This window comes from Rossellomorea pakistanensis (assembly GCF_016908495.1).
Classification (GTDB): Bacteria; Bacillota; Bacilli; order Bacillales; family Bacillaceae_B; genus Rossellomorea; species Rossellomorea pakistanensis.
In genome coordinates, this window is record NZ_JAFBDZ010000005.1 from 50,218 (window position 1) to 76,524 (window position 26,307).

Annotated in this window: 27 protein-coding genes and 1 riboswitch; of the genes, 25 read left to right on the top strand and 2 right to left on the bottom strand. The window is 41.2% G+C overall.

Annotated features, from left to right (window positions below):
- Positions 1 to 72: 72 nt before the first annotated feature.
- The 7 genes from JOC86_RS20270 to JOC86_RS20300 all read left to right on the top strand — a co-directional run bounded on the left by JOC86_RS20270 (position 73) and on the right by JOC86_RS20300 (position 6,577).
- Positions 73 to 444, top strand: coding sequence for a helix-turn-helix domain-containing protein (locus JOC86_RS20270; protein WP_205174779.1), 372 nt, complete (start codon positions 73 to 75; stop codon positions 442 to 444).
- 725 nt (positions 445 to 1,169) lie between these two features.
- Entirely contained in the window at positions 1,170 to 1,970 is an 801-nt protein-coding gene (locus JOC86_RS20275; protein ID WP_205174780.1) for an arylamine N-acetyltransferase, read from the top strand.
- A gap of 269 nt (positions 1,971 to 2,239) precedes the next feature.
- Positions 2,240 to 2,794 carry an RNA polymerase sigma factor gene (locus JOC86_RS20280; RefSeq protein WP_205174781.1) on the top strand — a complete coding sequence of 185 codons (555 nt, stop codon included), beginning with the start codon at positions 2,240 to 2,242 and terminating at the stop codon, positions 2,792 to 2,794.
- Positions 2,791 to 3,255 (top strand): anti-sigma factor family protein, encoded by a 465-nt coding sequence (locus tag JOC86_RS20285; protein ID WP_205174782.1) that lies wholly within the window; start codon positions 2,791 to 2,793, stop codon positions 3,253 to 3,255. The genes JOC86_RS20280 and JOC86_RS20285 overlap by 4 nt, the downstream gene beginning before the upstream one ends.
- A complete protein-coding gene (locus JOC86_RS20290; RefSeq protein ID WP_205174976.1) occupies positions 3,255 to 4,337 on the top strand; it encodes a hypothetical protein in 1,083 nt (360 codons plus the stop codon). Before JOC86_RS20285 ends, JOC86_RS20290 begins: the two co-directional genes overlap by 1 nt.
- Positions 4,337 to 5,284 carry a hypothetical protein gene (locus JOC86_RS20295; protein ID WP_205174783.1) on the top strand — a complete coding sequence of 316 codons (948 nt, stop codon included), beginning with the start codon at positions 4,337 to 4,339 and terminating at the stop codon, positions 5,282 to 5,284. Before JOC86_RS20290 ends, JOC86_RS20295 begins: the two co-directional genes overlap by 1 nt.
- Before the next feature lie 381 nt (positions 5,285 to 5,665).
- Entirely contained in the window at positions 5,666 to 6,577 is a 912-nt protein-coding gene (locus JOC86_RS20300) for a diacylglycerol kinase (protein WP_205174784.1), read from the top strand.
- Positions 6,578 to 6,703: 126 nt separating this feature from the next.
- Here JOC86_RS20300 and JOC86_RS20305 read toward each other — a convergent pair whose 3' ends face one another.
- Complete coding sequence (locus JOC86_RS20305) at positions 6,704 to 7,051, bottom strand: hypothetical protein (RefSeq protein ID WP_205174785.1); 348 nt, start codon at positions 7,049 to 7,051, stop codon at positions 6,704 to 6,706.
- Between the two features lie 309 nt (positions 7,052 to 7,360).
- Complete coding sequence (locus JOC86_RS20310) at positions 7,361 to 7,705, bottom strand: hypothetical protein (RefSeq protein WP_205174786.1); 345 nt, start codon at positions 7,703 to 7,705, stop codon at positions 7,361 to 7,363.
- 236 nt (positions 7,706 to 7,941) lie between these two features.
- On the opposite strand from JOC86_RS20310, the gene rlmD reads away from it, so the two are divergent.
- The 18 genes from rlmD to JOC86_RS20400 all read left to right on the top strand — a co-directional run bounded on the left by rlmD (position 7,942) and on the right by JOC86_RS20400 (position 26,295).
- Positions 7,942 to 9,318 carry a 23S rRNA (uracil(1939)-C(5))-methyltransferase RlmD gene (rlmD, locus tag JOC86_RS20315; protein ID WP_205174787.1) on the top strand — a complete coding sequence of 459 codons (1,377 nt, stop codon included), beginning with the start codon at positions 7,942 to 7,944 and terminating at the stop codon, positions 9,316 to 9,318.
- A gap of 339 nt (positions 9,319 to 9,657) precedes the next feature.
- Positions 9,658 to 10,638 carry a tRNA dihydrouridine synthase gene (locus JOC86_RS20320; RefSeq protein ID WP_205174788.1) on the top strand — a complete coding sequence of 327 codons (981 nt, stop codon included), beginning with the start codon at positions 9,658 to 9,660 and terminating at the stop codon, positions 10,636 to 10,638.
- Between the two features lie 317 nt (positions 10,639 to 10,955).
- Positions 10,956 to 11,133: riboswitch (cobalamin riboswitch) on the top strand.
- 148 nt (positions 11,134 to 11,281) lie between these two features.
- Positions 11,282 to 12,904 carry a precorrin-3B C(17)-methyltransferase gene (cobJ, locus tag JOC86_RS20325; protein ID WP_205174789.1) on the top strand — a complete coding sequence of 541 codons (1,623 nt, stop codon included), beginning with the start codon at positions 11,282 to 11,284 and terminating at the stop codon, positions 12,902 to 12,904.
- Positions 12,905 to 12,913: 9 nt separating this feature from the next.
- Positions 12,914 to 13,684, top strand: coding sequence for a precorrin-6A reductase (gene cobK, locus JOC86_RS20330; RefSeq protein WP_205174790.1), 771 nt, complete (start codon positions 12,914 to 12,916; stop codon positions 13,682 to 13,684).
- A complete protein-coding gene (locus JOC86_RS20335) occupies positions 13,672 to 14,346 on the top strand; it encodes a precorrin-8X methylmutase (protein ID WP_205174791.1) in 675 nt (224 codons plus the stop codon). The genes cobK and JOC86_RS20335 overlap by 13 nt, the downstream gene beginning before the upstream one ends.
- Complete coding sequence (locus tag JOC86_RS20340; protein WP_205174977.1) at positions 14,321 to 15,457, top strand: cobalt-precorrin-5B (C(1))-methyltransferase; 1,137 nt, start codon at positions 14,321 to 14,323, stop codon at positions 15,455 to 15,457. The genes JOC86_RS20335 and JOC86_RS20340 overlap by 26 nt, the downstream gene beginning before the upstream one ends.
- Positions 15,432 to 16,628, top strand: coding sequence for a precorrin-6y C5,15-methyltransferase (decarboxylating) subunit CbiE (gene cbiE, locus JOC86_RS20345; protein WP_205174792.1), 1,197 nt, complete (start codon positions 15,432 to 15,434; stop codon positions 16,626 to 16,628). Before JOC86_RS20340 ends, cbiE begins: the two co-directional genes overlap by 26 nt.
- Entirely contained in the window at positions 16,625 to 17,329 is a 705-nt protein-coding gene (gene cobI, locus JOC86_RS20350; RefSeq protein ID WP_205174793.1) for a precorrin-2 C(20)-methyltransferase, read from the top strand. The genes cbiE and cobI overlap by 4 nt, the downstream gene beginning before the upstream one ends.
- Complete coding sequence (gene cobM, locus JOC86_RS20355; protein ID WP_205174794.1) at positions 17,329 to 18,111, top strand: precorrin-4 C(11)-methyltransferase; 783 nt, start codon at positions 17,329 to 17,331, stop codon at positions 18,109 to 18,111. Before cobI ends, cobM begins: the two co-directional genes overlap by 1 nt.
- Entirely contained in the window at positions 18,104 to 19,240 is a 1,137-nt protein-coding gene (locus JOC86_RS20360) for a cobalt-precorrin 5A hydrolase (protein ID WP_205174795.1), read from the top strand. The genes cobM and JOC86_RS20360 overlap by 8 nt, the downstream gene beginning before the upstream one ends.
- The gene (locus tag JOC86_RS20365; protein WP_205174796.1) at positions 19,237 to 20,622 is read left to right on the top strand and encodes a cobyrinic acid a,c-diamide synthase CobB; all 1,386 of its coding nucleotides are present in this window, start codon (positions 19,237 to 19,239) and stop codon (positions 20,620 to 20,622) included. The genes JOC86_RS20360 and JOC86_RS20365 overlap by 4 nt, the downstream gene beginning before the upstream one ends.
- Positions 20,591 to 21,220: a precorrin-2 dehydrogenase/sirohydrochlorin ferrochelatase family protein gene (locus JOC86_RS20370; protein WP_205174797.1), complete on the top strand. Its 630-nt coding sequence runs from the start codon at positions 20,591 to 20,593 to the stop codon at positions 21,218 to 21,220. Before JOC86_RS20365 ends, JOC86_RS20370 begins: the two co-directional genes overlap by 32 nt.
- Positions 21,217 to 21,978, top strand: coding sequence for a uroporphyrinogen-III C-methyltransferase (gene cobA, locus JOC86_RS20375; RefSeq protein ID WP_205174798.1), 762 nt, complete (start codon positions 21,217 to 21,219; stop codon positions 21,976 to 21,978). Before JOC86_RS20370 ends, cobA begins: the two co-directional genes overlap by 4 nt.
- Positions 21,972 to 22,526, top strand: coding sequence for a nitroreductase family protein (locus JOC86_RS20380; protein WP_205174799.1), 555 nt, complete (start codon positions 21,972 to 21,974; stop codon positions 22,524 to 22,526). The genes cobA and JOC86_RS20380 overlap by 7 nt, the downstream gene beginning before the upstream one ends.
- Before the next feature lie 134 nt (positions 22,527 to 22,660).
- Positions 22,661 to 23,497: a class I SAM-dependent methyltransferase gene (locus JOC86_RS20385; protein ID WP_205174800.1), complete on the top strand. Its 837-nt coding sequence runs from the start codon at positions 22,661 to 22,663 to the stop codon at positions 23,495 to 23,497.
- On the top strand, positions 23,494 to 24,534 hold the full coding sequence (locus tag JOC86_RS20390) for a FecCD family ABC transporter permease (protein ID WP_205174801.1): 1,041 nt from the start codon (positions 23,494 to 23,496) through the stop codon (positions 24,532 to 24,534). The genes JOC86_RS20385 and JOC86_RS20390 overlap by 4 nt, the downstream gene beginning before the upstream one ends.
- 2 nt (positions 24,535 to 24,536) lie before the next feature.
- On the top strand, positions 24,537 to 25,301 hold the full coding sequence (locus tag JOC86_RS20395) for an ABC transporter ATP-binding protein (RefSeq protein WP_205174802.1): 765 nt from the start codon (positions 24,537 to 24,539) through the stop codon (positions 25,299 to 25,301).
- A 22-nt stretch (positions 25,302 to 25,323) separates the two neighbouring features.
- A complete protein-coding gene (locus JOC86_RS20400) occupies positions 25,324 to 26,295 on the top strand; it encodes an ABC transporter substrate-binding protein (protein ID WP_205174803.1) in 972 nt (323 codons plus the stop codon).
- Positions 26,296 to 26,307: the final 12 nt, after the last annotated feature.

Consider the following 26,307-nt stretch of genomic DNA (forward strand, 5'->3'; position numbering starts at 1 on the left):
GGAACGGTTATTGCTGTTCACGAATGACGGAATTCACGGTAATATTGTAGTGTAGAATGAGGGGGGACCACTATGATCCATCAAAAGACAAACAGCATCGTCATCGAAACACTTGAAAAGTTTCCTCATAAAGTCAACATAAAGCTTGGCAAGATTCTCAAAGACCGCGGGATGACACAAGGGGACCTTCACCGCTTAACGGGTCTTCGAGTGGCTACCATAAATGAACTTGTCAACTTTAAAAAGAAATCACTCACTGTAGCTCACCTGGTTTCCATCATGGTGGCACTTCGAATCTGGGACATCCGCGAACTTATTGAAATAGAGTTTGACGATGAAGTGATTCTATACTTTAAAGAAGAACAAAAGAAAATGGAAGATGGATTCACTCCTGATTTAAGAAAAACAGTAGAGACAAACCTTCTTCGAATGAGTGAAGCTTAATAGCTAGAGGATGACACCTATTTGGGTCGTCCTCTTTTTCTTATTAATCAAACGTTTGATTAGTAGGAGAGTATGATGTTTAATGGGTTTCTTTATAGGGTTGTTATTTTAGAATAATGATGAGTTGGGGCAATATAACTACTTATTAGCAATTGGACGAGAAATTTTTGAAAATACACATAAGAGCTTTTGAGCTTATTCTATAGTAACTAGCATTTCAGGACGCCAGTACAAAAGGTGTGTCAGTGTCTATCTATATGAGATAATTAATTTTTTATAGGACTTACGTGTTCTATTAAGGTGGTCATTTCTGCATCTTCTCAATATCGCAGCTTTAATTGACCCTTTTGAGGTTGTTATTTTCCCTTGTGCGGAATATCACGTCATGAAAGAGCTCTTATCGTACCGTCATTTATGCATATGCAGTATTTCATGTCATGAAAGAGCTCTTTTCATAACGTCATCTTTGCTAATGCAGTATTTCTGTCATGAAAGAACTCTAATCATACCGTCATTAATGCTTAAGCAGTATTTCATGTTCTCGAAGAGTCCACATTAAAACACCTCATATTATCAGAGCTTCAACAAACTTTAGCTACTAAATCCAATACAGATTACAATTTCATGACTCACAAGGAAAATGCTTGTATGACGCCTGGATTTCTACTAAAATTTTTACTAATAGCATCCTTTAAGTGAGACTCTTAAAAAGAAAGAGTGATCGAATGACAGAGACTATTGATAAGTATCTTGCTTATTTAAATATGGAAAGAGAAGCTTTGAGTGTTAATTATCTGCAGAGGTTAATTCAAATGCATTTGATTAAGATCCCTTATGAGACCTTTAGTAAAATCCATTACTATGTTGAAAAGAAAGAGTATGTCCCTTCTATCGAGCAGTTTATCTCAAATCTTTATGATAAGGGCTGGGGAGGTACTTGCTACACGTTAAATATTAATTTTGGACGTCTACTTAAAAGCTTAGGCTTCCAGTGTAAGTTCGTGAGGGTGAAGCCTGGACATCTAGGATTAATGGTGACATTTGAGGATCATCGTTATTATGTAGATGTTGGCTATGGTTCTCCGATCATGAAGCCTATTGAATTAGAAGCGAGACAGCGTCATTTGCTTCATGGCTTTGGGGAGGAAATAAGTTTTACTCAGAAAGATCGATTTTTATATGAAATTGATCGGAAAGCGAATGGGAAGTCATTTGTGAAAAAAGAAATTGTCTGGAAGCCTCTTGAAGAATCAGATTTGGAAGCGGATATTGTGGAATCCTATGATGACCGTGATGATAATATTACGATGAGGCGGATTACGGCGGTTCGTTTTCAAGGGAATCAGTGTTATTTTTTGAGAAATGAAACGTTAAAGGTGATGACTTATCGAAATATTCGCGAGTTCCAAATGAGGGATATCCATAAATGGAAGGATCTTATTCAAGAAGTTTATCATTTTGATCAAGACTCCCTGGATCAGTCTGTTCATTTTTTAAATGAGAGGAATATAAAAATATTTACCTAAACCTCCTTAGGAAGTAAGCGGTTGCTCCTACAGGTGGTTTTTTTGTGGGATAATATGGATGAAGAAAAAATCAAATAATGTGTAGGGGAACGGCAATTTTGGTCGTCTATTATGGTAAGAAAGCATAAACAATGTTTTGGAGTGTTTAAGGATATAAAGTTTTAGTGTCCTGCTCCTGCGTCTGGCACCTCGAGACATGACTCACCTTATGCAAGGCATGAGCTGTTCAAGGCGCTTACGCTTTTCTTATAGAAAGGGGGGAGAGAGGATTGGATCAGGCTTTAATTGAAAAAGTGAAAAACGGGAATGATCATGCTTTTCGAATTTTAATCGAAAAGTACAGAGATTATATTTTCCGAACGGTTTATGGGGTCCTTCGTAATCAAAAGGATGCCGAGGATGCTGCACAAGAGGTTTTTTTGAAAATTTATACCTCTCTCCCTCAATATGAGCATCAAGGCTTTAAAACGTGGATTACGAGGATTGCGGTCAATCATGCGATTGATTGTAAGCGTAAAAACCAAAGGCGGAAAGAGGACTCGGTAGAAGACCTTTTATCCGTCCCCCCGCAAGAGGATCATCATTTTCGAAATGATCTGATAGAAAAACAGGTATTATTGAAAGAGAAGAGGATGCTTGTCAGGAAGAGGCTGGATGAGGTTCCGGAGAATTACCGTGAAGTGATTTATGGCTATTACATAGCAGAGAAATCCTATCAGCAGTTAGCAAAAGAGCAAAATGTTCAGGTAAAAACCATCGAGACCAAGCTGTATCGAGCGCGGTTGTGGATGAAGAAGCATTGGAAGGAGGATGACTTTTCATGAAGCATAAAACATTTGAAGAATGGATGACATATGTACGAGATGAAGTCGATGAAAAGACAAGAGTAGAGTTTGAAAACCACCTTTATGAATGTGACCAATGCATGGAGGTTTACTTGGAGGCGATTGAGCGTCAAGAAACCAGCTTCCCGACCGTAACCGATCCCGATGGGTTTACAGATGGAATTATGGCCATGATTGAGCAGGAGAAGCCTGTTACCAAAATAGAGAATCCTAGAACATACGCAAAGACAAAGTTTTATCAGAAATCTGTTTTTCATTACCTGGTAGCGGCAACAATGACGCTGTTATTAATGACTACAGGAGTGTTTCAAGAGCTAATGACCATCGTAACGGATTTTGAAAATAAATCGCCGAAGGAATCGATCACAGAGGGAATTATGAAGGAAACCTTTTCCTTTGTAGAGGAGCCAAATCAAACGAACAAGGAGGCGAACGAATGATGAAAAAAAGTCCAATTCTAGCTTTTATATTGGCGTTCTTCCCTGGAGGAGGATTGCTTTACTTAGGGAAAGTGTTAAGAGGATTGTTTTATATGGTTGGTATATTCTCAATTCCAGTTTTTGCCTTTATACTAACACAATACATGTATTGGTATAACGAGCTTATCGTATTGTTTTTAGGTGCAGCAATCCTTCTGTATCTCATATCCATTATAGATACCGCCATTACATCATATCGAGAGACGATTACAAAAAATGAGGAATCAGAAGGGAAACTCATACCGCACTCGACTCCCGAGTCAGAGCGTTTTTTCACCATCATCCTTTCTTTCATTCCTGGATTAGGCCATTTTCAGCTAGGTTTGATGAATCGAGGAGTGACCTTATTAGCGGCGTTCTTTGGGCTTGGGGCTATGATCTTGTTTGTAACCGCATTATCCAACCGTGGGGAGTTTATGGTATTCCTTGCCTTGCTTCCGGTTCTATGGGTATACAGCTTTTTCGATTCGATGCAGCTTCTTACTAAAAAGCAAAATGGGGAAACCCTTGTAGATCGCTCGATATTAGAGGAGTTTGAATCGAGACGTGAGGACGGGAAGAAAAGCAAATCATTGGCGACACTCTTGTCGATGTTTCCTGGTGCAGGTCATCTCTACTTAGGTTTTCAAAGACGTGGAATCCAGCTGATGGCAGCTTTCTTATTCTCTATTTATATATTAGATGTTCTACGACTGGGAATTTTCCTTTTCCTCGTCCCGATCATTTGGTTTTATAGCTTCTTTGATGGACTTCAAAGAGCATCTCGATATGGAAAAGAACCGTTGGAGGATACTCCAGTCATTTCCTATCTCATCAATCACCAAAAATGGGTGGGAATCGGGCTTGTAGCTCTTGGGATTTACTATATGTTTACGAATATCTTTCTTCCGGTGTTTTCACCATTCATCCAGCAATATATCGGTGTTGATTTCATGTATTGGGTACAAAATTACCTTCAGACCGGAATCGTTTGTGTACTTCTCATTGGTGGAGGATTGAAGCTATTAGGTGGGAGTAAGAAAAAGGATAAGGAGGTATCATAATGAGAGTTTGGCGAGTTGGTTCGATTTCAATGGGAGCTGCCCTTGTATTTTTAGGGGCGTTCTTACTCCTTTCGAGATTCTTTAATTGGGATGCTGCCTTTATAATGGCAGGCTGGTGGCCGCTACTTCTGATCATTTTAGGCGGAGAAATCTTAGTGTATTTGTTCTTATCAAAACAAGAAAAACCGACGGTAAAATATGACCTATTAAGTATCTTTTTCGTAGGATTAATTGGGACGGTGGGTATTGGATTTACCATCTTCCAAGCGACAGGATTAATGGATAAAGTGAATAGGTGGGTCGACATGGAAGAACAAACGCTGGACATTCCTTCATATGAATACGATGTCAAAAAAGAGATCAAACGGGTCGTGCTGGATACAGGATCACACCCTTTAACCATTGAAGGAACGTCTACTTCAAAGCTCTCTATTTTTGGTACGTACCATGCTCCGGTTGTGAATGGGGAGAAAGTGTTACAATCACCTGAGGATTACTTATTTTCTGAGGTGAAAGGGGATACGTTATATTTAACACTAAAACGGGTTCCCCACGCTCCCAATCCATTGAATACCACAAATGAAATGAACGCAACAGTCGTTGTTCCTTCCGATGTACAGCTAGAGGTAAGCGGAAACTATAGCCTCATTACAATGAAGCCGCGTCAGTTGATGAATAACTGGACTGTGAGCAACAGCAGTGAAATGAATCTTCAGTTATCCAAGGAATCGGATATCCTATTATCCGCTGAAAACGTGAATCGATTAGAAGGCGAAACGAAAGATTGGAATATGGTAGAAGAGGTATCGGGGACTGAGAATGAAGAATATGTTGACCATAAATATGAGGGAAGACCGATGAAATCGGGAACGTTAAAAGTAGGGGAAGGCTCTTCTCAGTTAACGATTTCAAATGCTGAGTTTTTAAAGGTAACAAAGGTGAATTGATCGTTTGGGGTTGTCCAAAAAAGGTTCGGAACCACTTTGAAAATATGGTTCCGGATACTTTGGTTTGAGACAGCCCTCTTCTAATTTAGGATTTAAAAGAATGGCTTGATAAAAAATACTGCCATCACCTTAGAAAGCCTGCCTGTTTCTTGTAAATAATCAGCAACTTATCTATAACAAACGGGTATCACTTTTTTTTCCATAGATTTTTATCAGAAAAAGAGGTATTATATTTTGCGGTAGACTGTTATACAGGTCTATTTTTTCTGTGTGTAATCGTTGAAAAATTGCTTTGTTTTCATCAGTGATATATGATGTTAAAAGATGGAATTGATAAATGAATGGGTTTACCTTTGAAATACAATGATAGGATGATGGGGAATGAAACGAGCAAGAATAATTTATAATCCCACTTCAGGTCGTGAGCTGTTTAAAAAGCATTTGCCTGAAGTATTAATAAAACTTGAACAAGCTGGATATGAAACTTCGGTTCACGCCACAACCTGTGAAGGAGACGCCACTAGGGCAGCAGAAATCGCTGTTGAACGAAAATATGACCTCGTTGTAGCTGCAGGTGGCGATGGAACGTTAAATGAAGTCGTAAATGGTCTTGCAGAAAAAGAGTATCGCCCTAAAGTTGGACTTGTTCCAATGGGGACGACGAATGACTTTGCAAGGGCCCTTCATATCCCTAAGAATATAGAAGATGCCATTGACGTGATTATTAAAGGAGATACGATTCCGATTGATATCGGCCGCATGAATGATCGTTACTTTATTAATATCGCGGGTGGCGGTCGTTTGACTGAGCTTACCTATGAAGTGCCAAGTAAGCTTAAAACGATGCTAGGACAGCTTGCCTATTATTTAAAAGGGATGGAAATGCTCCCTTCTATCCGTGCAACAGAAGTTCATATTGAGTACGATGGAAAAGTCTACGAAGGCGACGTTATGTTGTTCTTAATCGGACTCACAAACTCTGTAGGCGGATTTGAAAAGCTAGCTCCAGATGCATCAATTAATGATGGTTTATTCTCATTGCTCATCTTGAAGAAAACCAACCTGGCTGAGTTCATCCGGATCGCAAGCCTTGCCGTTCGTGGAGAGCATATCAAAGATCCTAATGTCATCTATACGCAAGCCAACCATATCAAGATTCACTCAAAAGAAAAAGTTCAGCTCAACGTCGACGGTGAATTCGGAGGACTCCTTCCAGCAGAATTCGAAAACCTTTACCGTCACCTACAAGTCTTCGTCCCGATAGACAAGATTAGGGAACAAGACAAAGGATAATAACGGTGCCAGGCACCACTCGATCATAACGAAAACCCCATTTCTCCGAAAAGAAATGGGGTTTTTCTTATAGCGAAAATTCGGGTGGTGCCAGGCACGACCCGAGATTGCTCGAAATTTGTCGAGCTAGATATGGATGAAGATCATAAAGGATACTGGGAATCCAAGAAGGAAGAACCAGCCGATATGCTGCTTGTGCTTCAGTGGGATCACGCGTACAACCCACGATAAAATATGGGCAATCACAACGAATAATAGCACCCACAGAATGTCTCCAACAACAAACACGAAAACGTCCCCGATGACGGATTCGCTGTTAAACAGAATCGAGTAAATGCCTCCAATCGTTAAAAGCACAAAGGTACAAAAGATATGTATGTAGGGCAGCCAAATTTTTCGCGATTTTAAAGTAAAGAGAACGCCAAAAAAAACATTCAAAAACAAGATGATGTTTACAACTAATTCAATGTTCATGTCTATCAACCTACTTCTTCAAATCTATCAAGTCTTCCATCTCAACACTATAACCTATTTTTCACCTTGAAAAACGTGGTGATTTTTGACAAGGAAAAAGCTTTCAAATATAGCCGAACATCGACCTAAGACCATTCCCTTACAACCTGATGGTGATTTTGGAACTCTAGAATTTTACTAAAAGTCAAAAGAATGTTCCATTAATGAGATTCTTATAATAACATAACGAAAGTCATTTACAGAAAATAAGAAGCTAAAAGATTTGAACAAGAATGAACTACTATCCTTCAACCAAAATTCTACTAAAACCTAATCCCTTCCTTTTCGCGAATTTCTTAATTTAGAAGTCCCCCAAATCACAAGATAGATAAACCCCGAAATAAGAAGAAAGTCGAGGAAGAAAAATAGCAGGTTAAAGTCAGTAGGAGTTTCCGTTGGGCTAAACATTTGGACTTCTTTCGGCAGCTCACTGTTTGGAGGCTCCAGCCAATCGTTATGTTGATAGACAAATGGAATCGGAAGCCCAAACTGCAGATGGTGAAGTTCATCTCTATTTTCAATTTTTTCAACCGTTAGAATGGCTGATGCAATGGTTAATAACATTCCCGCTATCAAACTAATAAGGATTTTCAGAGTGTGTTTTGTAAGCTTCATTAATAGAACCCTTTCTCAAACGATCTAAAGTGCACACCCATTTTAACAAATGGCCGAGACAGGCACCTTATGTTATACCCATTATATACTGTTTACCTTTTGATGATAAGAAAATGCGAATAATAAGTAAGGGGTTATATGGTTACAGAAAGGATTGATTGGCCCGTTTCAACATTCCCTTCCCTTTGTGGTACAATCAGTACAGCTTATATTGGAACGAGAAAAGGAAGATTAAAATGAGTAAAAAAGCACCAGTAAAGAAAAATGAATATATAGAAGAGGCCACCTTTGAAGATTTAACCCATGACGGGAATGGTGTGACAAAAGTAGACGGCTACCCATTGTTTGTTCCCAACGCTCTTCCTGGTGAAACAGGAAAAGTAAAAGTCGTAAAGGCAAGCAAAGGCTATGGTTTCGGAAGATTGGCCGAGCTCCATGAAAAAAGCCCGCACCGCCAAGATCCGCCGTGTCCGATTTATCATGAATGCGGCGGGTGTCAAATCCAGCACATGTCGTATGAAGGACAGCTTGAGGCAAAAGCCAAGCATGTTCGTGATGTCATGACCCGCATCGGGAAGCTTGAGGATGTTCAGGTTCATCCAACACTTGGAATGGAAGAGCCTTGGCGTTACCGAAACAAAGCCCAAGTTCCTGTAGGAGAAAAAGAAGGACGCTTTGTAGCAGGCTTTTATCAAAAAAGAAGTCACGAAATCATTGATATGGACAAATGTATCATTCAATATGAAAAAAATGATGAAGTCATCCAGCAAGTAAAATCGATTTGCCAGCGCTTAGGCATCCGACCATATGATGAAGAAAAGCATCGCGGAACCCTTCGTCATATCATGACCCGGTCAGCATACGAAACAGGGGAAGTCATGGTCGTCCTCGTAACGAGAACGCCAGACCTTCCACACAAAAATAAGATCATTGAAGAATTAGTCCAAAACATCGATGGACTCAAATCGATCATTCAAAATGTAAACTCCAAGAAAACCAACGTCATCATGGGCAACCAAACTCAAGTCATTTGGGGCGAGGAAGTCATCCATGATTACATTGGCGACATAAAATTTGCGATTTCAGCTCGTTCCTTCTACCAAGTGAACCCCGAACAGACGCGAGTCTTGTATGAAAAAGCATTGGAGTATGCCGATTTAAGCGGGGAAGAGACGGTCATCGATGCTTATTGTGGAATTGGAACGATTTCTTTATTCTTGGCACAAAAAGCGAAAAAAGTATACGGTGTCGAAATCGTCCCTGAAGCCATTGAAGACGCGAAACAAAATGCTGCCTTAAACGGTCTCGATAACACTGAATTTGAAGCAGGACCGGCCGAAGTCGTGATTCCGAACTGGTATGATCAAGGGATTAAAGCAGATGTCCTTGTTGTTGATCCACCACGAAAAGGCTGTGATGAGGCATTGCTGAACACGATTTTAGCTATGAAGCCGAAGAAAGTTGTTTATGTTTCTTGTAATCCGGCGACGCTTGCTAGGGATTTGAGGGTTCTTGAAGATGGTGGATATGTGACGAAGGAAGTGCAGCCTGTGGATATGTTTCCGCAGACGATGCACGTGGAGTGTGTGACACAACTTGTTTTAAAGGTGTAACCCCAAATATAAACATTGCTGGTCCAACCCTGATTTCGCAAAAAAATATTTTGCGGTTTCGGGGTCTTTTAAATCTGTTAACCTCTTGTCGATCCGTTGTTTTTAATATGTTTTAGCAAAGCTTTATTTTTTTACCGGCCAGTGGAATACTGTTTAATGGGATGGCAGGAGATGTTTCGGCAGTCCAAGAGGTTGTGAAGTTAAAATAAACATTTTCGATCCGTTTGATAAAAAGTGCTTTAGCATGGTATAAGTGTAAAGGAGCAGGGATATTCTGCTTTTTAATTTTGGGATAATGAGTTGGCTTGTATCCCATAATGAGAGGATTTGAATTTTAATATGATCGATAATTTTTGGCGTGATTTACCGCGGCCATTTTTTATACTGGCACCAATGGAAGATGTGACAGATGTTGTTTTTCGTCATGTAGTGAGTGAAGCAGCCAGACCTGATGTGTTTTTTACAGAGTTTACAAACACAGAGAGTTATTGTCACCCAGAGGGGATCCGAAGTGTGCGTGGACGTTTGACTTTTACAGAGGATGAACAGCCAATTGTAGCCCATATATGGGGGGATAAGCCTGAATACTTTCGGCAAATGAGTATTGGTATGGCGAAACTGGGCTTTCAGGGTGTCGATATCAATATGGGCTGTCCAGTACCCAATGTGGCACAGAACGGGAAGGGAAGTGGCCTTATTCGTCGTCCAGAGGTTGCAGCCGATTTAATACAGGCAGCAAAAGCAGGCGGTTTGCCCGTAAGTGTAAAGACAAGGCTTGGGTACACAGATGTAGACGAATGGCAGGACTGGCTAACACACATATTGGAACAAAACATTGTTAATCTTTCCATCCATCTGCGTACAAGGAAGGAAATGAGCAAAGTAGATGCTCATTGGGAGCTGATCCCGGAGATTAAAAAACTTCGAGATCAGGTGGCACCAGATACACTTTTGACGATCAATGGGGATATCCCTGACCGTCAGACTGGCCAAAAGCTTGTTGATCAATATGGGGTTGATGGGGTTATGATTGGGCGCGGAATTTTCCATAATCCATTTGCCTTTGAAAAGGAGCCGAAAGATCATAGCAGTCAGGAATTGCTTGATCTCTTAAGATTGCATCTCGATCTCCATGATAAATATTCAAAATTAGAGCTGCGGCCGTTTAAGGCTCTTCATCGCTTTTTTAAGATATATGTCAAAGGATTTCGAGGGGCGAGTGAATTAAGAAATCAATTAATGAACACAGAGTCAACAGATGATGCGCGTGAATTGCTTGATAACTTTACATCAAAGAACCTTGATGGAAACAATAACTGAATTTTTAAAGGAGGATGGGTAAGCGCCCATCCTCCTTTTCAGAAAATTTTCATATACATACATTCCGCACATGTAGAGTGTTCGCTACTTATAAGGGAAAGATAAACAAGTAATTTGGAGTAAAGAGCCATTCGATATGGAGGAGCTCTTAATATTTTGCACGTTGTTGAGATTTTAGCCTTTTTGATATGAGGGATAGGGCAGTGTGGCTTGGGGACAGTCCTATTTTTCTTATCCAGGCATCTATATTCAAAATAACTATTTAACAAATTTTCACTTTTAACTTTGAAAACGGTATGATATATTAAAAATAATTTAATAATTCAATTTAAATAAGTGCTCACATTTGTGAGGTAAAAGGGAAACTAGTGGAATTCTAGTGCAGCCCCCGCTACTGTAAGAGCCGATGAAATTACAATACCACTGAGAAATTGGGAAGGTGTAAGAGTAAAAAGAAGCTTTAGTCAGGAAACCTGCTTATTTAAACGACACTTGCTTTTCGGAGGGAGAAGTATAGGCGGGACAATCATATTTATTGTATTGTTTTTGTGTTTCAGTATAATGTTTTATTTATATTGTTATTTTCACATGCCTGTATTCCTTTGAAAAGGAGTGCAGGCATTTTTTAATTGGAGGTAAGCCGATGAAAAAGGGGAAAATTTTTGTTGTTGGTTTCGGTCCTGGAGATCGTGAGCATATTACAAAACGAGCTGTCGATGCATTGCAGCAGAGTGATTGTATTATTGGATATAAAACATACGTAGAGCTTATTGAACCGTTTGTAACAGCAAAATCCATTGTTAGTACGGGCATGACAGAAGAAGTATCGCGTGCTCAAGATGCGGTAAAGAAAGCTGAAGCAGGCAATATGGTCTCAGTGATTTCCAGTGGAGATTCAGGCGTATATGGCATGGCTGGTTTGGTGTATGAAGTGCTGATTGAAAAGGGTTGGACTGAAAAAGAAGGGATTGCCGTAGAAATTGTTCCGGGTATTTCAGCGATCAATTCATGTGCGAGTTTATTGGGTGCTCCAGTCATGCATGATTCCTGCACGATAAGTTTAAGTGACCATTTAACGCCTTGGACTGTTATTGAAAAGCGCATTGAAGCAGCTGCTATGGCAGATTTTGTGATTGCTTTATACAATCCGAAAAGCGGGCGGCGGACACGTCAAATTGTAGAGGCGCAAAATATTCTATTAAAATATCGTTCTCCTGATACACCAGTGGGGCTTGTGAAAAGTGCCTACCGTGAAAAACAAAATGTAGTGCTGACAACACTAGCGGAAATGCTTGAACATGATATAGGAATGCTGACAACTGTTATTATCGGGAATGCTTCTACATTCTTTTATGACAATAAAATCATTACCCCACGAGGGTATCAGCGTAAATATACGTTAGGGGAAGAGACACAAAGTTTAAAACCGCATCAACGTTTGAAAAAGGAAGCTGAACCATGGGCATTAAATCAAGAAACTGGGGAAACGGCCGCTGGTTATGAGCAAATAGTGAAAAAAAAACAAGAATTTAGCTCTTTAGATATGGCTTTAAAGGCTGTATCTATGGTGACTAAATCGGAATTGGAAAATCCATTTTTCGTACAGCAGCCGATCGAAGAAATATTGGAATTTGCTGTTTCCCCTGGTGTTGCTAATAAAATGATCACTCCGGAGCAAATGCGAGTGTTAGCAGAAACCATTGAAGAGAAAGGCACCATGGAATATACCCCAGACCATCGTTTTTTAGTAAAGATTCCAACCGATCAGCCTGAATCGATTGTTCAGAAACTTGAGCAAAACGATCTAACGGTTATGCCAGTGGGCGATGTTTTAAATTTAAAAGCTTGTGATTTTTGCTACGGAGAAAAAGCAGAATCCATTCCATATGCAGAAGAAATTGCTGCAAAATTGGGAGGTTTAAAGCTTCCAAAAGAATTACATATCGGATTCAATGGCTGCGGTATGGCATGTTATCGAGCTGTATTTGATGATATCGGGATCGTTTACCGCAAGAAAAAATTTGATTTATTTATTGGTGCAAAGCCAGTGGGCCGTACAGCCCATGCTGCTCAGCCAGTGGCAGAAGGAATTGAACCAGATCAGCTACTACCGTTATTAACAAAAATTATAGAAGAATACAAACAAAATGCACATCCAAATGAGCGCCTTTTTAAATATTTTAAACGTGTGAAAAAAATCCAGTATTTTAACTATCAGGATATGAGCTCCAAAATTGAAGTCGAGCCGGCACCATGTGGAGACTAGGAGGTATACATGATTTTATTTTTGGCAGGCACAAGTGATGCGAGAGCATTAGCCATTAAATTGCTAAATCAAGGCTATCCATTATTAGCCACAGTTGTCACAGAATCTGCAGCCGAAAGTTTAAAAGCCCAGCATATTCCTTATCAAGTGGGGCGGTTATCAGTGGATGACATGATGGCACTTATTCAGAAGCAAAAGATGACCTGTGTAATCGACGCCAGCCATCCATATGCGGAAGAAGCTTCGAAAACCGCAATGGCAGCAGCAAAAGCATGTGATATTCCATATATTCGTTATGAAAGACCAAAAGAACAGTTTCATTCTCCGCTTATTACAGAAGTGGAAAGTTATGAAGAGGCGGCAAAATCAGCTCAATCTCATAAAGGAACAATCATGCTGACAACAGGAAGCAAAACATTAGAACGATTTACGAACTATTTAATGCGTGATGAAATCCGGCTTATTTGCAGGATGCTTCCAAATATCGGGAATATGGAGAAGTGCAATCAGTTAGGCATTAAACAAAAGGACATTATTGCGATCCAAGGCCCATTTTCGGAATCATTAAACAAAGCACTATATGAGCAATATAATGTGACGTTAATGATTACAAAAGAAAGCGGCAAAGTGGGATCTATGGATGAAAAAATGTCAGCTGCTCTGCAATTAGGGATACCTGTTCTCTTAATAAAACGACCAGCGATTGAATATGAAAATTTTTGTACTTCTTTCGAAGAAGTGACTAAAACTTTGGGGGGGATTTATTCATGGCAAACATGAACTTTAATACAACATTCACACCGGTAACGGTAGATCCAGACAAAATTTATGATCACAGTTTCAACATTATTAAAGAAGAGATGGGCGAACATTCATTTACAGATGAGCAATGGCTGGTTGTTCGGCGGGTCATTCATGCCTCAGCAGATTTTGAGTTAGGACGGAGCATGATTTTTACACCTGATGCTATTGAAGCAGGGGTTAAATCCATTTTAGCGGGTCGTCATGTAGTGGCAGATGTACAAATGATTGAAAGCGGATCTGGCCGTAAGCGATTCCAAAAGCATGGCGGGGACTTGCATTGTTTTATTGCCGATGAAGATGTTTCAAAGGAAGCGAAGGCTCAAGGAACAACACGAGCGATTATTTCTATGCAAAAAGCATCGCGTTTACATGAAGGAGGGATATATGCCATTGGTAATGCACCAACCGCGTTGTTGGAATTAATTCGTTTAATTAAAGAAGGGGCTGCAAAACCTGACCTAATTATTGGAATGCCAGTTGGCTTTGTTTCAGCAGCAGAATCGAAAGCAGAGTTATCCGTTCTTGAAGGAATCCCATTTATTACGAACACAGGAAGAAAGGGTGGCAGTACAGTGACGGTAGCAGCACTTAATGCCATTTCGATTATGGCAGATGAGCGAGCAAAAGAAACGAAATAAAAAAGACCCTTCACAAATGCGTCATGGCTACACGACAGGGTCTTGTGCAACTGCGATGACAAAGGCAGCACTGCAGGCTCTTGTGATGGGACAGGTACCAAAGGAAGTCACGATATATTTGCCGGTTGGCCAGTATGCAACCTTTAAAGTAACGACTTTTGAAGTATCAGATGACCGGGTCATGTGCGAAACGATCAAAGATGCCGGGGACGATCCGGATGCTACACATCAAGCAAGAATTCAAAGTACGGTTCGTTATGTAAAAGAAGAAGGCATCCATTTAGATGGCGGGATTGGGGTAGGGCGAGTGACTAAAGCGGGGCTTCCTGTACCTGCAGGTCAAGCTGCGATAAACCCTGTGCCGCGTAAAATGATATCTGGTGTTGTACAAGAGGCTATAGAAAAATTTAATTTGGATTGTGGAATTGAAGTGATCATCTCCGTACCGGATGGGGAAGAGATTGCTAAAAAAACCTTGAATGGGCGACTAGGCATTATTGGAGGAATTTCCATATTAGGTACACGAGGAACAGTGGTGCCATTTTCAAGTTCTGCTTATATGGCAAGTATTGTTCAAGCAATCAATGTTGCAAAAGAAGCAGGATGTGAGCATTTAGTGATTACCACGGGGGGACGCAGTGAAAGATTTGCCATGCAGCAGTATCCTCATTTACCAGAGGAAGCCTTTATAGAGATGGGCGACTTTGTCGGTTTTACGCTAAAAAATATGGCAAGAAAGAAAATTCCAATGGTCTCGCTAGTAGGGATGATGGGAAAGTTTTCAAAAGTGGCACAAGGCGTTATGATGGTTCACTCCAAAAGCGCACCTGTTAGCTTTGAGTTTTTAGCAGGCATTGCAAATAAAGTAGGTGTTAAGGAAGAAACGCAGCGAGAAATTTTACAGGCGAATACAGCTTCACAGGTTGGTGAAATGCTTCAGGGAAACGATGAATTCTTTGCAGCACTATGTAAAAATTGCTGCTACTATGCACTGAATCACCTAAACACTGACATGAAAGTGTCAACAACCTTGTATGCTATGAATGGAGATTGTTTAGGAAAGGCTGAGAATATTGACAAATTGGATGAAGATGATTGGTATCGGGGATAATGGCCCGAAAGGATTGCTCCCCCAATATATAGAGTGGATTTATGAAAGTGATGTACTTGTAGGCGGGGAACGTCATTTGCGTTTTTTCCAAGAGTTTAAAAAAGAGAAAAAAGTAATCAAAGGTGGTTTGTCAGCGTTAACAGCTGAATTACAGCAAGAAACACGTAATGTCGTTATTTTAGTATCTGGTGATCCACTGTTTTATGGACTTGGCAGTGTACTTGCGAAAAAGCTTCCATTAGAGATTTATCCTTATATCAGCTCTGTACAGCTCGCTTTTTCTAGAATGCAGGAAAGCTGGCAGGATGCATATGTTGTCAGTTTGCACGGCCGATCTATGAAAGGTTTGGCACAAAGAATTGATGGACGTAAAAAAGTGGCTGTTTTAACGGATGAAACGAATTCTCCCCAGGCAATTGCAAAGTATTTAAAGCGTTTCGGCATGACAGAATATGATGCCTTTGTTGCTGAAAATTTACAAGGTGAAAACGAACGCTGCCGCTTTTTCACAATAGACGAAATGGAGCAAGCCTCATTTTTTCCTTTAAATGTTGTGATTTTAAAGCAAAGATTGTTGGTCGAACGCACCCCTATTGGAATTCCGGATGATGCCTTTCTTCAGCGAAAGCCAGATAAAGGATTAATTACTAAAAAAGAAATTCGAACCCTTTGTTTACAAGAGCTAGGGCTGAAAAAAAATAGCATTGTTTGGGATATTGGAACCTGCACGGGTTCAGTTGCCATTGAAGCAGCGAAAATGGCTCGAGAAGGTGCAGTGTATGCAATCGAAAAAAATGAGGGCGACCTTAAAAACTGCTTGGAAAATCAATTAAAACATCGTACAGATTTTGTTGCCGTTCTAGGGAAGGCACCTGACCGTTTAGACGAATTTCCAGACCCGCATGCCATTTTTATTGGCGGCAGCGGTGGAAATATGGAGTATTTATTGCAAACCTGTATATCACGCTTACAGCCAGGTGGCCGCCTTGTTATGAACATTGCGACGATCGAAAATCTGACAGAAGCCTTGCAGCATTTAAAAACATTAGGCTGTGAAGTATCCATCATACAAGCACAGATTTCAAAAAGTAAGCCAATCTTAAATTTAACGCGCTTTGTTCCGTTAAATCCAGTCTTTATTTTGACAGCAAAGAAAGGAAAAGAATCATGAAAATAGGAACTTTATATGGATTAGGTGTAGGTCCGGGAGATCCAGAATTAATCACGGTAAAAGCATTTCGCAGATTACAAGAAAGCCCGGTCATTGCTTATCCGAAAAAATTAAAGGGCAGTAAATCGTATGCCCATCGTATTGTTGAAGTGTATATTAACCCTGCTGAAAAAGAGATGCTTGGTTTAGTATTCCCTATGACAAAAGATGAAGATACCCTGCGTACTGAGTGGACAAAATCAGCGGAAGCTATTTATAGCTATTTAGTTCAAGGGAAAGATGTAGCTTTTGTGACAGAAGGGGATCCGATGCTGTTCAGCACATTTATTCATTTAATGAACTTAATGAAATCAATCCACCCAGATGTCCCGGTTGAAACGGTCGCGGGCATTTCGTCTTTTAATGGTTCTGTAAATCGCTTAGGGATTGCGTTGGCTGATGGTGATGACCATGTGGCTATGATTCCTGCTACGGAGGATATGGAGGAGATGCGCCGGGTGATTGAAACCCACGATGCAATCGTCTTTATCAAAGTAGCCAAAGTATTAGACGCAATGCTCGATCTGCTAGAGGAAATGAAATTATTAGAAAGTACACATGTTGTTACAAAAGTTACATCTGACGAAGAGGTGATTTGGAAGGTCAATGAACTTCGGGGGGCAGAATTAAATTACTTGTCATGTATGGTGGTGCGGAAATAATGAAGAAAATTTCGATTATCGGAGCAGGTCCTGGAGATCCGGATTTAATTACAGTGAAAGGTTTAAAGCTATTAAAGGAAGCCGATGTTGTGATGTATACCGATTCGCTCGTTAGTGATACGTTAGTAGCGGAAGCGAAGGAGTCGGCAGAAATTATCCGTACAGCTGGGATGCATCTGCAGGAAATGGTGGATTGCATCGTCGAGCGTGTCAATGCAGGCAAAACGGTTGTACGTTTACATACAGGCGATCCGGCCATGTACGGGGCAACGATGGAACAAGTGGCACTCCTGAAGCAGCATGATATCAGCTGTGAAGTGGTTCCAGGTGTAAGTTCTGTTTTTGCATCTGCAGCAGCAGTTGGAGCGGAGCTGACGATTCCAGATTTAACGCAAACGCTTATTTTAACTCGGGCTGAAGGGCGTACACCTGTTCCAGAGCGTGAAAAATTACAGGCACTGGCAAGCCATCACTGTACGATTGCCATGTTTTTAAGTGCAACATTAACAAAGAAAATCACGAAAGAATTGCAGGCAGCAGGCTGGGCAAACGACACACCAGTTGCCGTTGTGCAGCGAGCTTCGTGGCCGGATCAAAAAGTTGTCCGCACAACACTGGCTGAATTAGATGAAGCGATGCGTGTCAATGGCATTCGCAAGCATGCGATGATTCTAGCAGGCTGGGCATTAGACCCGCATATCCATGAAAAAAACTATCGTTCGAAGCTATATGACAAAACCTTTACTCATGGCTTCCGCAAAGGAGTGAAGGCGAATGATTAGTTTACATGAAGGTGAAATTCCTGTAATCGAAAAGCGCAGACCATATGCCCTCGTCGCTATTACTAAACATGGGGTGGTACATGCAAGGAGCTATGCGGAAAAATTCCCGTATGCGGACCTGTATTATATGAAGAAATTCGAGCAGGGCGACGAAGAAGCACGTAACATTCAGTTATTTGATGGTTCGGTTCGCCTATTATTGCCCGCTTTGTTCCAGCAGTATAAAGGAATCATCTGCATCATTTCCCTCGGAGCTGTCGTTCGCATGATTGCTCCACTTTTGATGGATAAAAAGAAAGACCCTGCCGTGTTAGTAGTGGATGATAAAGGTCAGTATGTTGTCAGCGTATTATCAGGTCATATTGGCGGTGCCAATGCTTTAACCCATGAATTCGCAAAAGCGATTGGTGCTGCACCCGTTGTGACAACCGCATCAGATGTTCAAAAAACGATTCCTGTGGATTTATTTGGCGCTCAATTTGGATGGATGTGGGATAGCGAAGAAAAATTAACACCTGTTAGTGCTTCTGTTGTCAATGAAGAGCATGTTGCGATTGTGCAGGAAACGGGGGAAAAAAATTGGTGGATGTACGATCGTCCAATTCCGGACCATTTGAAAATGTATCCATCAATAGATGAAGCAATCATGGCAAAGCCACAAGCGGCACTGCTCATTACAGATCGTATAATGGAGCCGCATGAAGAGGTGCTGCTCGAGAACGGAGTTGTATATCGTCCGAAGTCAATTGTACTTGGCATTGGCTGTAATCGTGGTACGGCAATAGCAGAAATTGAACAAGTTATAGATGAAGCATTAGCGGAGCTGAGTTTAAGCAAAAAAAGTGTCAAAGCAGTTGCATCCATCAATTTAAAGAAAAACGAGACAGGCTTGCTTGAATTAACAGCTAAATATAACTGGCCGTTTGTTACTTACACACCTGAACAGCTGAATGAAATCCCAATGCAAAATCCGTCAGAAACCGTATTTAAATATACAGGTGCGTATGGTGTGAGTGAGCCGGCCGCAATGCGTTATGCGAATGCGAAGGAATTATTGCTGGAGAAAAAGAAAAGCGGAAATGTGACCATTTCCATTACACGTGTCAACTATGAGGTGGAAGCACAATGAATCGTTTTATCCTAGCTGGTACTGGGAGCGGTGTTGGAAAAACAACTTTCACCATCGGTATCATGCGAGCGCTTATGAAGCGTGGTTTAAACGTCCAAGGCTTTAAATGCGGCCCGGACTATATAGACCCAACGTATCATACAGCTGTCACCAAACGCCCTTCTCGTAATATTGATAGTTTCATGATGGACCATGATACAGTCCGTGCCATTGTCGCAAGAGCCAGCCAAGATGCAGATGCAGCTATTATTGAGGGGGTGATGGGCTTTTATGATGGCAAATCCCCATTATCAAATGAAGGATCTGCAGCCCATATTAGTGAGATTACAAAAAGTCCAGTCATTCTAATTGTCAATGCGGCAAGTATGGCAAGAAGTGCAGCAGCGATTGTCAAAGGGTTTCAGTTGTTGGATGGAAACTCTAACATTGTGGGTGTTATTGCCAATCAATTAGGAAGTAAAAGCCATTTTGAAATTGTCAAATCTGCGATTGAACAAGAATGTGGAATTCCGGTCATTGGCTATCTGCCAAAAGGAGCTGTACCTAAGATGCCAAGTCGCCATCTGGGTTTAGTGCCAGCCATTGAACGCGGTGATTTAGATTCATATTTTGATAGTCTTGCAGCAGCGATTGAAGAAACAGTGGATATGGAACAGCTGCTGGAAATGACAAAAACACAATCATTGGACGTTGCTGCATCTATTTTTGATGCACAGCCGCAAAGGCAAGAAGTACATATAGCCGTTGCCAGGGATGCCGCCTTTAACTTCTACTATGAAGAAAATTTAGAATTACTGAGTGCATACGGTGCAACATTGCATTACTTCTCTCCATTACAAAATGAGGAAGTACCAGTAAAAGCGCAGGGGCTGTATATCGGCGGCGGTTTCCCGGAAGAGTTTGCTGAAGCATTGGCGAAAAATGAGGCAGCGAAGCAATCAATACGGGACGCGCTTATGAGGGGACTGCCAACATTAGCAGAATGCGGCGGTTTTATGTATTTAACGAAGGAAATGGTGAATCGTCAAGGACAGGTATTCCCGATGCTCGGGGTGATTCCTGGACGTGTGCGGATGCAAGATAAATTAGTGGCATTAGGCTACAGGGAAATGACAGGTGTCCCTGGCAACTTCCTAATTAATGAAGACGAGCAGGCAAAAGGGCATGAATTCCATTACTCAACGTATGAAGGGGAGCATGCATCCCCAGCCTATTTTAGTAAAGGCCGTTTTCGTGCTCGGCAAGAGGGGTATTTAGCTGAAAATCTTGTAGCGGGCTATGCCCACTTTCATTTTGCTTCGTATCCCCAGCTTGTAAAAAATTGGCTGACAGCATGTTTGGAGGTAGACAATGAATTATTTCCCACTATTAATGAATATTGACTATAAAAAGGTTGTCGTTGTTGGGGGCGGGCATGTAGCACGTCAGAAGGTGGAAGCGCTGCTGACTACAAAAGCGCTAGTGACAGTGATAAGCCCAGAGGTAACGGAAACATTGCAGCACTATATCAATGAAGGGCTTGTGACTTGGAAAGACAAAGCCTTTGAACCGGCTGATTTAGATGATGCAGCCCTGATTTTCGCCGTTACAAACGACGAAGGAGTAAACAATGCAGTGGAAGAAGCGGCACAGCATTGGCAATTACTCAGTCGTGCGGATGCAAAAGGACGAGTTGATTTTATCAACCCGGCAGTTGTTCGCCGGGGGGATTTCGTTGTGACCGTATCGACGTCAGGAGCAAGTCCAGGTCTAACACGCCAAGTAAAGATAGACTTAGCAGAGCAATACGGAGAGCATTACACGCAGTATGTGGCTTTTTTAAAGGAAGCACGTCAGAAAATTTTAAAAGTTTTTACCGGTGATTTGAAAAAACAACTACTAGCTGAGCTGCTAGATCCACAGATATTACAGTGGATGGAGCAAGGTGAAAAGCAAAAATGTGAAGCCTGGCTGGAGCAGCGTATAGGAGAAAAACGGTGAGCGGATTTGTATATATTGTAGGAGCTGGTCCTGGTGACCCTAAACTATTGACGATTCGCGGGTTGGAGTGCATTCAGCAAGCAGATGTGATTTTATATGACCGTCTAGTAAACATTGAATTATTATCCCATGCGAAAGCTGGTACCGAGCTGATTTATTGTGGAAAAGAACCAGGAAGGCATGGACTGATTCAGGATGAAATTCATCGTGTGCTAGTGGAACAAGCCAGTCTTGGCAAGCAAGTACTTCGCTTAAAAGGCGGCGACCCATTTGTCTTTGGACGTGGCGCAGAGGAAGCCGAGATTTTACGAAAAGCCGATATTCCCTTTGAAATCGTGCCTGGTATTACAGCAGGAATTGCCGCGCCTGCGTATGCAGGGATTCCTGTGACACATCGTGACCATGCTGCAAGCTTTGCGATTGTTACAGGTCATGGCAGCCCGGATAAGGAGCAAGACTTTCTAAATTGGTCTGCGCTTGCACAAATTGATACGGTGGCCTTTTATATGGGGGTAGGCAATATCGCCCATATCACGACAAGCTTAATAACCTATGGTAAAAGTGAAACAACCCCTGTTGCCGTCATTGAATGGGGCACAACAAAAAAACAGCGTACGATTACAGGCAATCTCTCAACGATTGCACAAGATATTCAAGAACATCGTATCTCTAATCCAGCAATGATTTTGGTGGGTGATGTGGTCAGTGTTCGGAATCAAATTGCCTGGTTTATAGAAAAGGAGCATGAACTATGTTAGATACATTAAAACAACGCCGTGCGATTCGCCAATTTGATCCGCGCGAAGTGGAACGTGAAAAAATTGAGACGTTATTAGAAGCAGCAACGTATGCACCAAATGACCGTATGCGTGAACCCTGGCATTTCTATGTATTACAGGGTGACAGCCTAAAACGTTATGAGCAAGTGGCACTCGATTATTTACAAAAACGCTTCCCAACTAAACCTCATCTAGTGGAAAGTTCATTGAAAGCTATTACAAAAACCCCGCTTATCATTGTGGTGACCTCTGCCATTGTCGATGGAGATGAAGGGGCAACAAAAGATAATACCTTTGCAGTCAGCAGTGCCATTATGTCGATGTGGTTAATGGCCGAACAGTTAGGATTAGGCATGGTATGGCGTACACGTGGTGTTGGCTTAGTACATGATACAGAATTGCATACTTTTATTGATGCATCGGATAGCGAGCAATTAGTAGGGACGTTATGCATTGGTTACCCTGCAGAAGAAATCACTTCCGTGAAAAAGCGTACACCATTTGCAGAAAAAACAACTTGGCTATAAGGAAGTTTGTACATGGCACGATATTAGACTGACCAAACAGCATTTACAAAAATGTGTATGCAGTATGGGCAACTGTCACAAATACAAAAAACGGGTTGTCCATTTATGTTGTGGATACCCGAGGAGAAGATTCAATGATAAAAGGACCCCCTTTACAAATTGATTTTGAAAAGCTGTGGAAAGAAGGAATGTTAGATTGGCATGGGAAGATGCCAGAACGCATGGTCGATGATGAGCTGGAAGAAGCATTTTGGGCACAGTCTATGAAGAAAAAAATAGATAAGGAAACAGATGATTATGCGAAAGAAATTTACGAAAAAGTGAAAGAGCATATTCCGCAACATTCAAGCTGTATTGAGATTGGACCGGGATGGGGCAACTATACATTCCCGCTCAGTGAAGATGTAAAAAGGTTAACATTAGTTGATGGCTCTGAATGTGTGCTTGCGTATTTAAAACAATATTTTGATAGCGATGCATCTGTTCAGTTTGTTCATAGTAAATGGGAAGAAGCACAAATCGAGCAGCATGATGTTGTTATAGGGGTGAATTGCTTTTATCGTATGTATGAAATGAATGCTGCGCTAAAAAAAATGAACAGGCTTGCCAAAAAGCGTGCCATCATTGGCTTAACAACAGGACCTATTCAGCCGCATTATGTTATTTTAGATGAGCGGTTTGGTTATGACATTAAATATCCACGCCGTGATTATATGATGATCGTCAATATGCTGTATCAGTTAGGCATATATGCAGATTGTGAACTGCTTAAGCTAGAGCGTATCTATCGTTATGAAACATTGGAACAACTATATGAAGCACAAAGCAAAAAAATCTTATCACCCGAGTTTGATATGGCCCATGTGAAAGCCTCACTCAAACACTTCATTGTAATGGAGGACGGTCAATATGTGTACCGACATCCATTTTATGCTGCCATCATTAGCTGGGATCCAGTAAAGAGTATATGACTAAGACTCGTTTTACATTACTGATAGGGGTATTAATTGGGGGATTGCTTGCTTCTATGACTTTTGCGGTGATGGTAGGCTCTGTTGAAATAACACCGCGCCTGATCTGGGAAGTACTATTCTCCAAGCTTGGTATATTAATAGAAACAGATGCTTCAAAAGCACAAACCATCATTATTTGGGATATACGATTCCCTCGTATAGTACTTGCCTCCATTGTAGGAGCTGCCCTATCGATTTGCGGTGCAGCCATTCAAGCATTAGTAAAGAATTCGATTGCAGACCCATACATTTTAGGGGTATCGTCAGGTGCCTCAGTTGGGGCAGCATCGGTCATTTTACTTGGTGCATTTAGTGTACTAGGGGTCTATGCCATATCCCTTGCCGCTTTCCTAGGGGCCATTTTTGCGGTCGTGATCGTGTTTTTACTAGCGCGCGTCAATGGACGCATTTCTGTCATTCGGTTACTTTTGGCAGGGATTGCGATTTCGATGGTGTTATCCGCAATGACCAATTTTATGCTGATGATGTCTAAGCAGCAAGGCGGCATTCAAGCGGTCATGCATTGGATGCTCGGCAGTTTGGCAGGTGCGAAGTGGTCAAATCTGGCGGTCCCATTTTTTTCGCTGCTGCTCGTATTTATTCTGCTGCTTATGAACTATCGCCAGCTTAATGCTCTGCTGCTTGGTGAAGAAACCGCCGCTACTCTTGGCGTAGACCTGGATCGATTTCGAATCTTTATCATCCTCTTTGTATCGCTTCTGACAGGTGTTGTGGTCGCGGTCAGCGGAAGTATTGGCTTTGTCGGATTAATTATTCCTCACATTGTGCGGATGATGGTTGGTTCAAATTACAAACTGGTTCTGCCGATTAGTGCATTAATCGGTGCCATTTTCTTAGTTTGGGCGGATATGGCTGCTCGTATTGTTCTGGCACCTGAGGAAATGCCAATCGGGATTATTACAGCTATTTGCGGCAGCCCATTCTTTATTTGGATGCTTAGACGCAAACGTTATTCTTTTGGGGACGGTGAATAAGGATGCTGCAAGTCAAAAATATGTCCTTTTCTATGCTGGATAAGCAAATTTTAAACCATATTACCTTTTCCATTGAGCAAGGAAAATTTGTTGGCATCATTGGACCGAATGGAAGCGGAAAATCGACCATGTTAAAAATTATTTATCGTCATTTAAAACAAACGAGCGGTGCAGTGACGTTATATGAAAAAGATATTCATCTTATCCCCAAAAAAAAGCTTGCTCAGGAAATCGCCGTTGTGAGTCAGGAAACCCCCGTACTCTTTGAATTTACCGTGAAAGATATTGTGATGATGGGGAGAACGCCGTACAAAAAATGGCTGGCAAACGAAAACAAGGAGGATTTTGCCATTGTCGAAGAAAGTATGCGGCTTGCAAATGTGCTGTACTTAGAAAACCGCCCTTTCAGTCAGTTATCAGGCGGTGAAAAGAAACGGGTTATGCTCGCACGCGCACTTGCTCAGCAGGCAAACATTTTGATCTTAGATGAACCAACCAATCACCTTGATATCGAACATCAATATCAATTAATGGATTTAGTGAAGGATCTTCCTATTACGATTGTAGCAGCCCTGCATGATTTAAATTTAGCAGCTGCTTATTGTAATGAAATACTTGTCATGAAAGAGGGGTCTCTCTATATGAAAGGGACACCAGAACAAGTACTGACAGAGGAAACATTGAAGCATGTATTTCATGTGCAGGCAGGTGTATCAAAGAATCCCTTTACAAAAAAACTACATTTATTTTTTTACACACACTATTAAATCGAATTGAGGATATAGGAATATGAAAAATGTAAGAATTGGGACTTCTCTGTTCTTAATGGTATTACTATTATTAGGAGCATGCTCTGGTGAAGAAGCGAACACATCAGAGATAAAAAATGAGCAGACTAAAAAAATGGTTATAGAAAATGAAGGGTTTGTTATTGAATACGAAGAAGCACCAAAACGTGCGATTTCATTAAATCAACATGTGACAGAAATCATGTTAGCACTTGGTTTAGAAGATTCAATGGTGGGCACAGCATTCTTGGATAATGAAATCTATGAGCCTTTACAGGAAGCCTACGACCAGGTACCAGTATTGGCTGAACAATATCCATCAAAAGAGCAAGTCATCTCAGTGGAAGCAGACTTTCTATATGGCGGGTGGGAAAGTGCCTTCAATGAGAAAAATATTGCAACACGTGAAGAGTTGAAGGAGTTGGGAATTAATAGCTATTTACAATCCTCATCCGTTAAAGTTGCACCAACACTAGAAGATGTTTATACAGATATTCGCAATATAGCAACAATTTTCCGGGTGGAAGACCGCGGTGAAAAATTGATTGACCAAATAAGTCAAGATGTTGAAGGAATTACCTCTCATTTGCCGGAAGTAACAGAGCCGCTGGATGTTTTAGTTTTCGATAGCGGCCAAACGGATGTGTTCACTGCCGCACAAAACTTTATGAATACACTGGTGACAATGGCTGGCGGCAACAATGTCTTTGGGGATGTGAAAGGAAACTGGGCGACCGTTTCAAAGGAAGATGCCGTAGAACGTCAGCCAGAAGTGATTGTTGTGATTGATTATGGTTCAACAACAGCGGAACAAAAAATGGAGTTCTTAAAAAAGGATCCAGCATTAAGCCAAACACCTGCTGTACAAAACGAACGTTTTGTCATTTTACCTTTATCAGCAGCATCGGAAGGTGTTCGTGCAGCAGAAGCCATTGAAATCTTAGCAAAAGGCTTCTATCCGGATGCTTTTTAATAGTATGAGAGG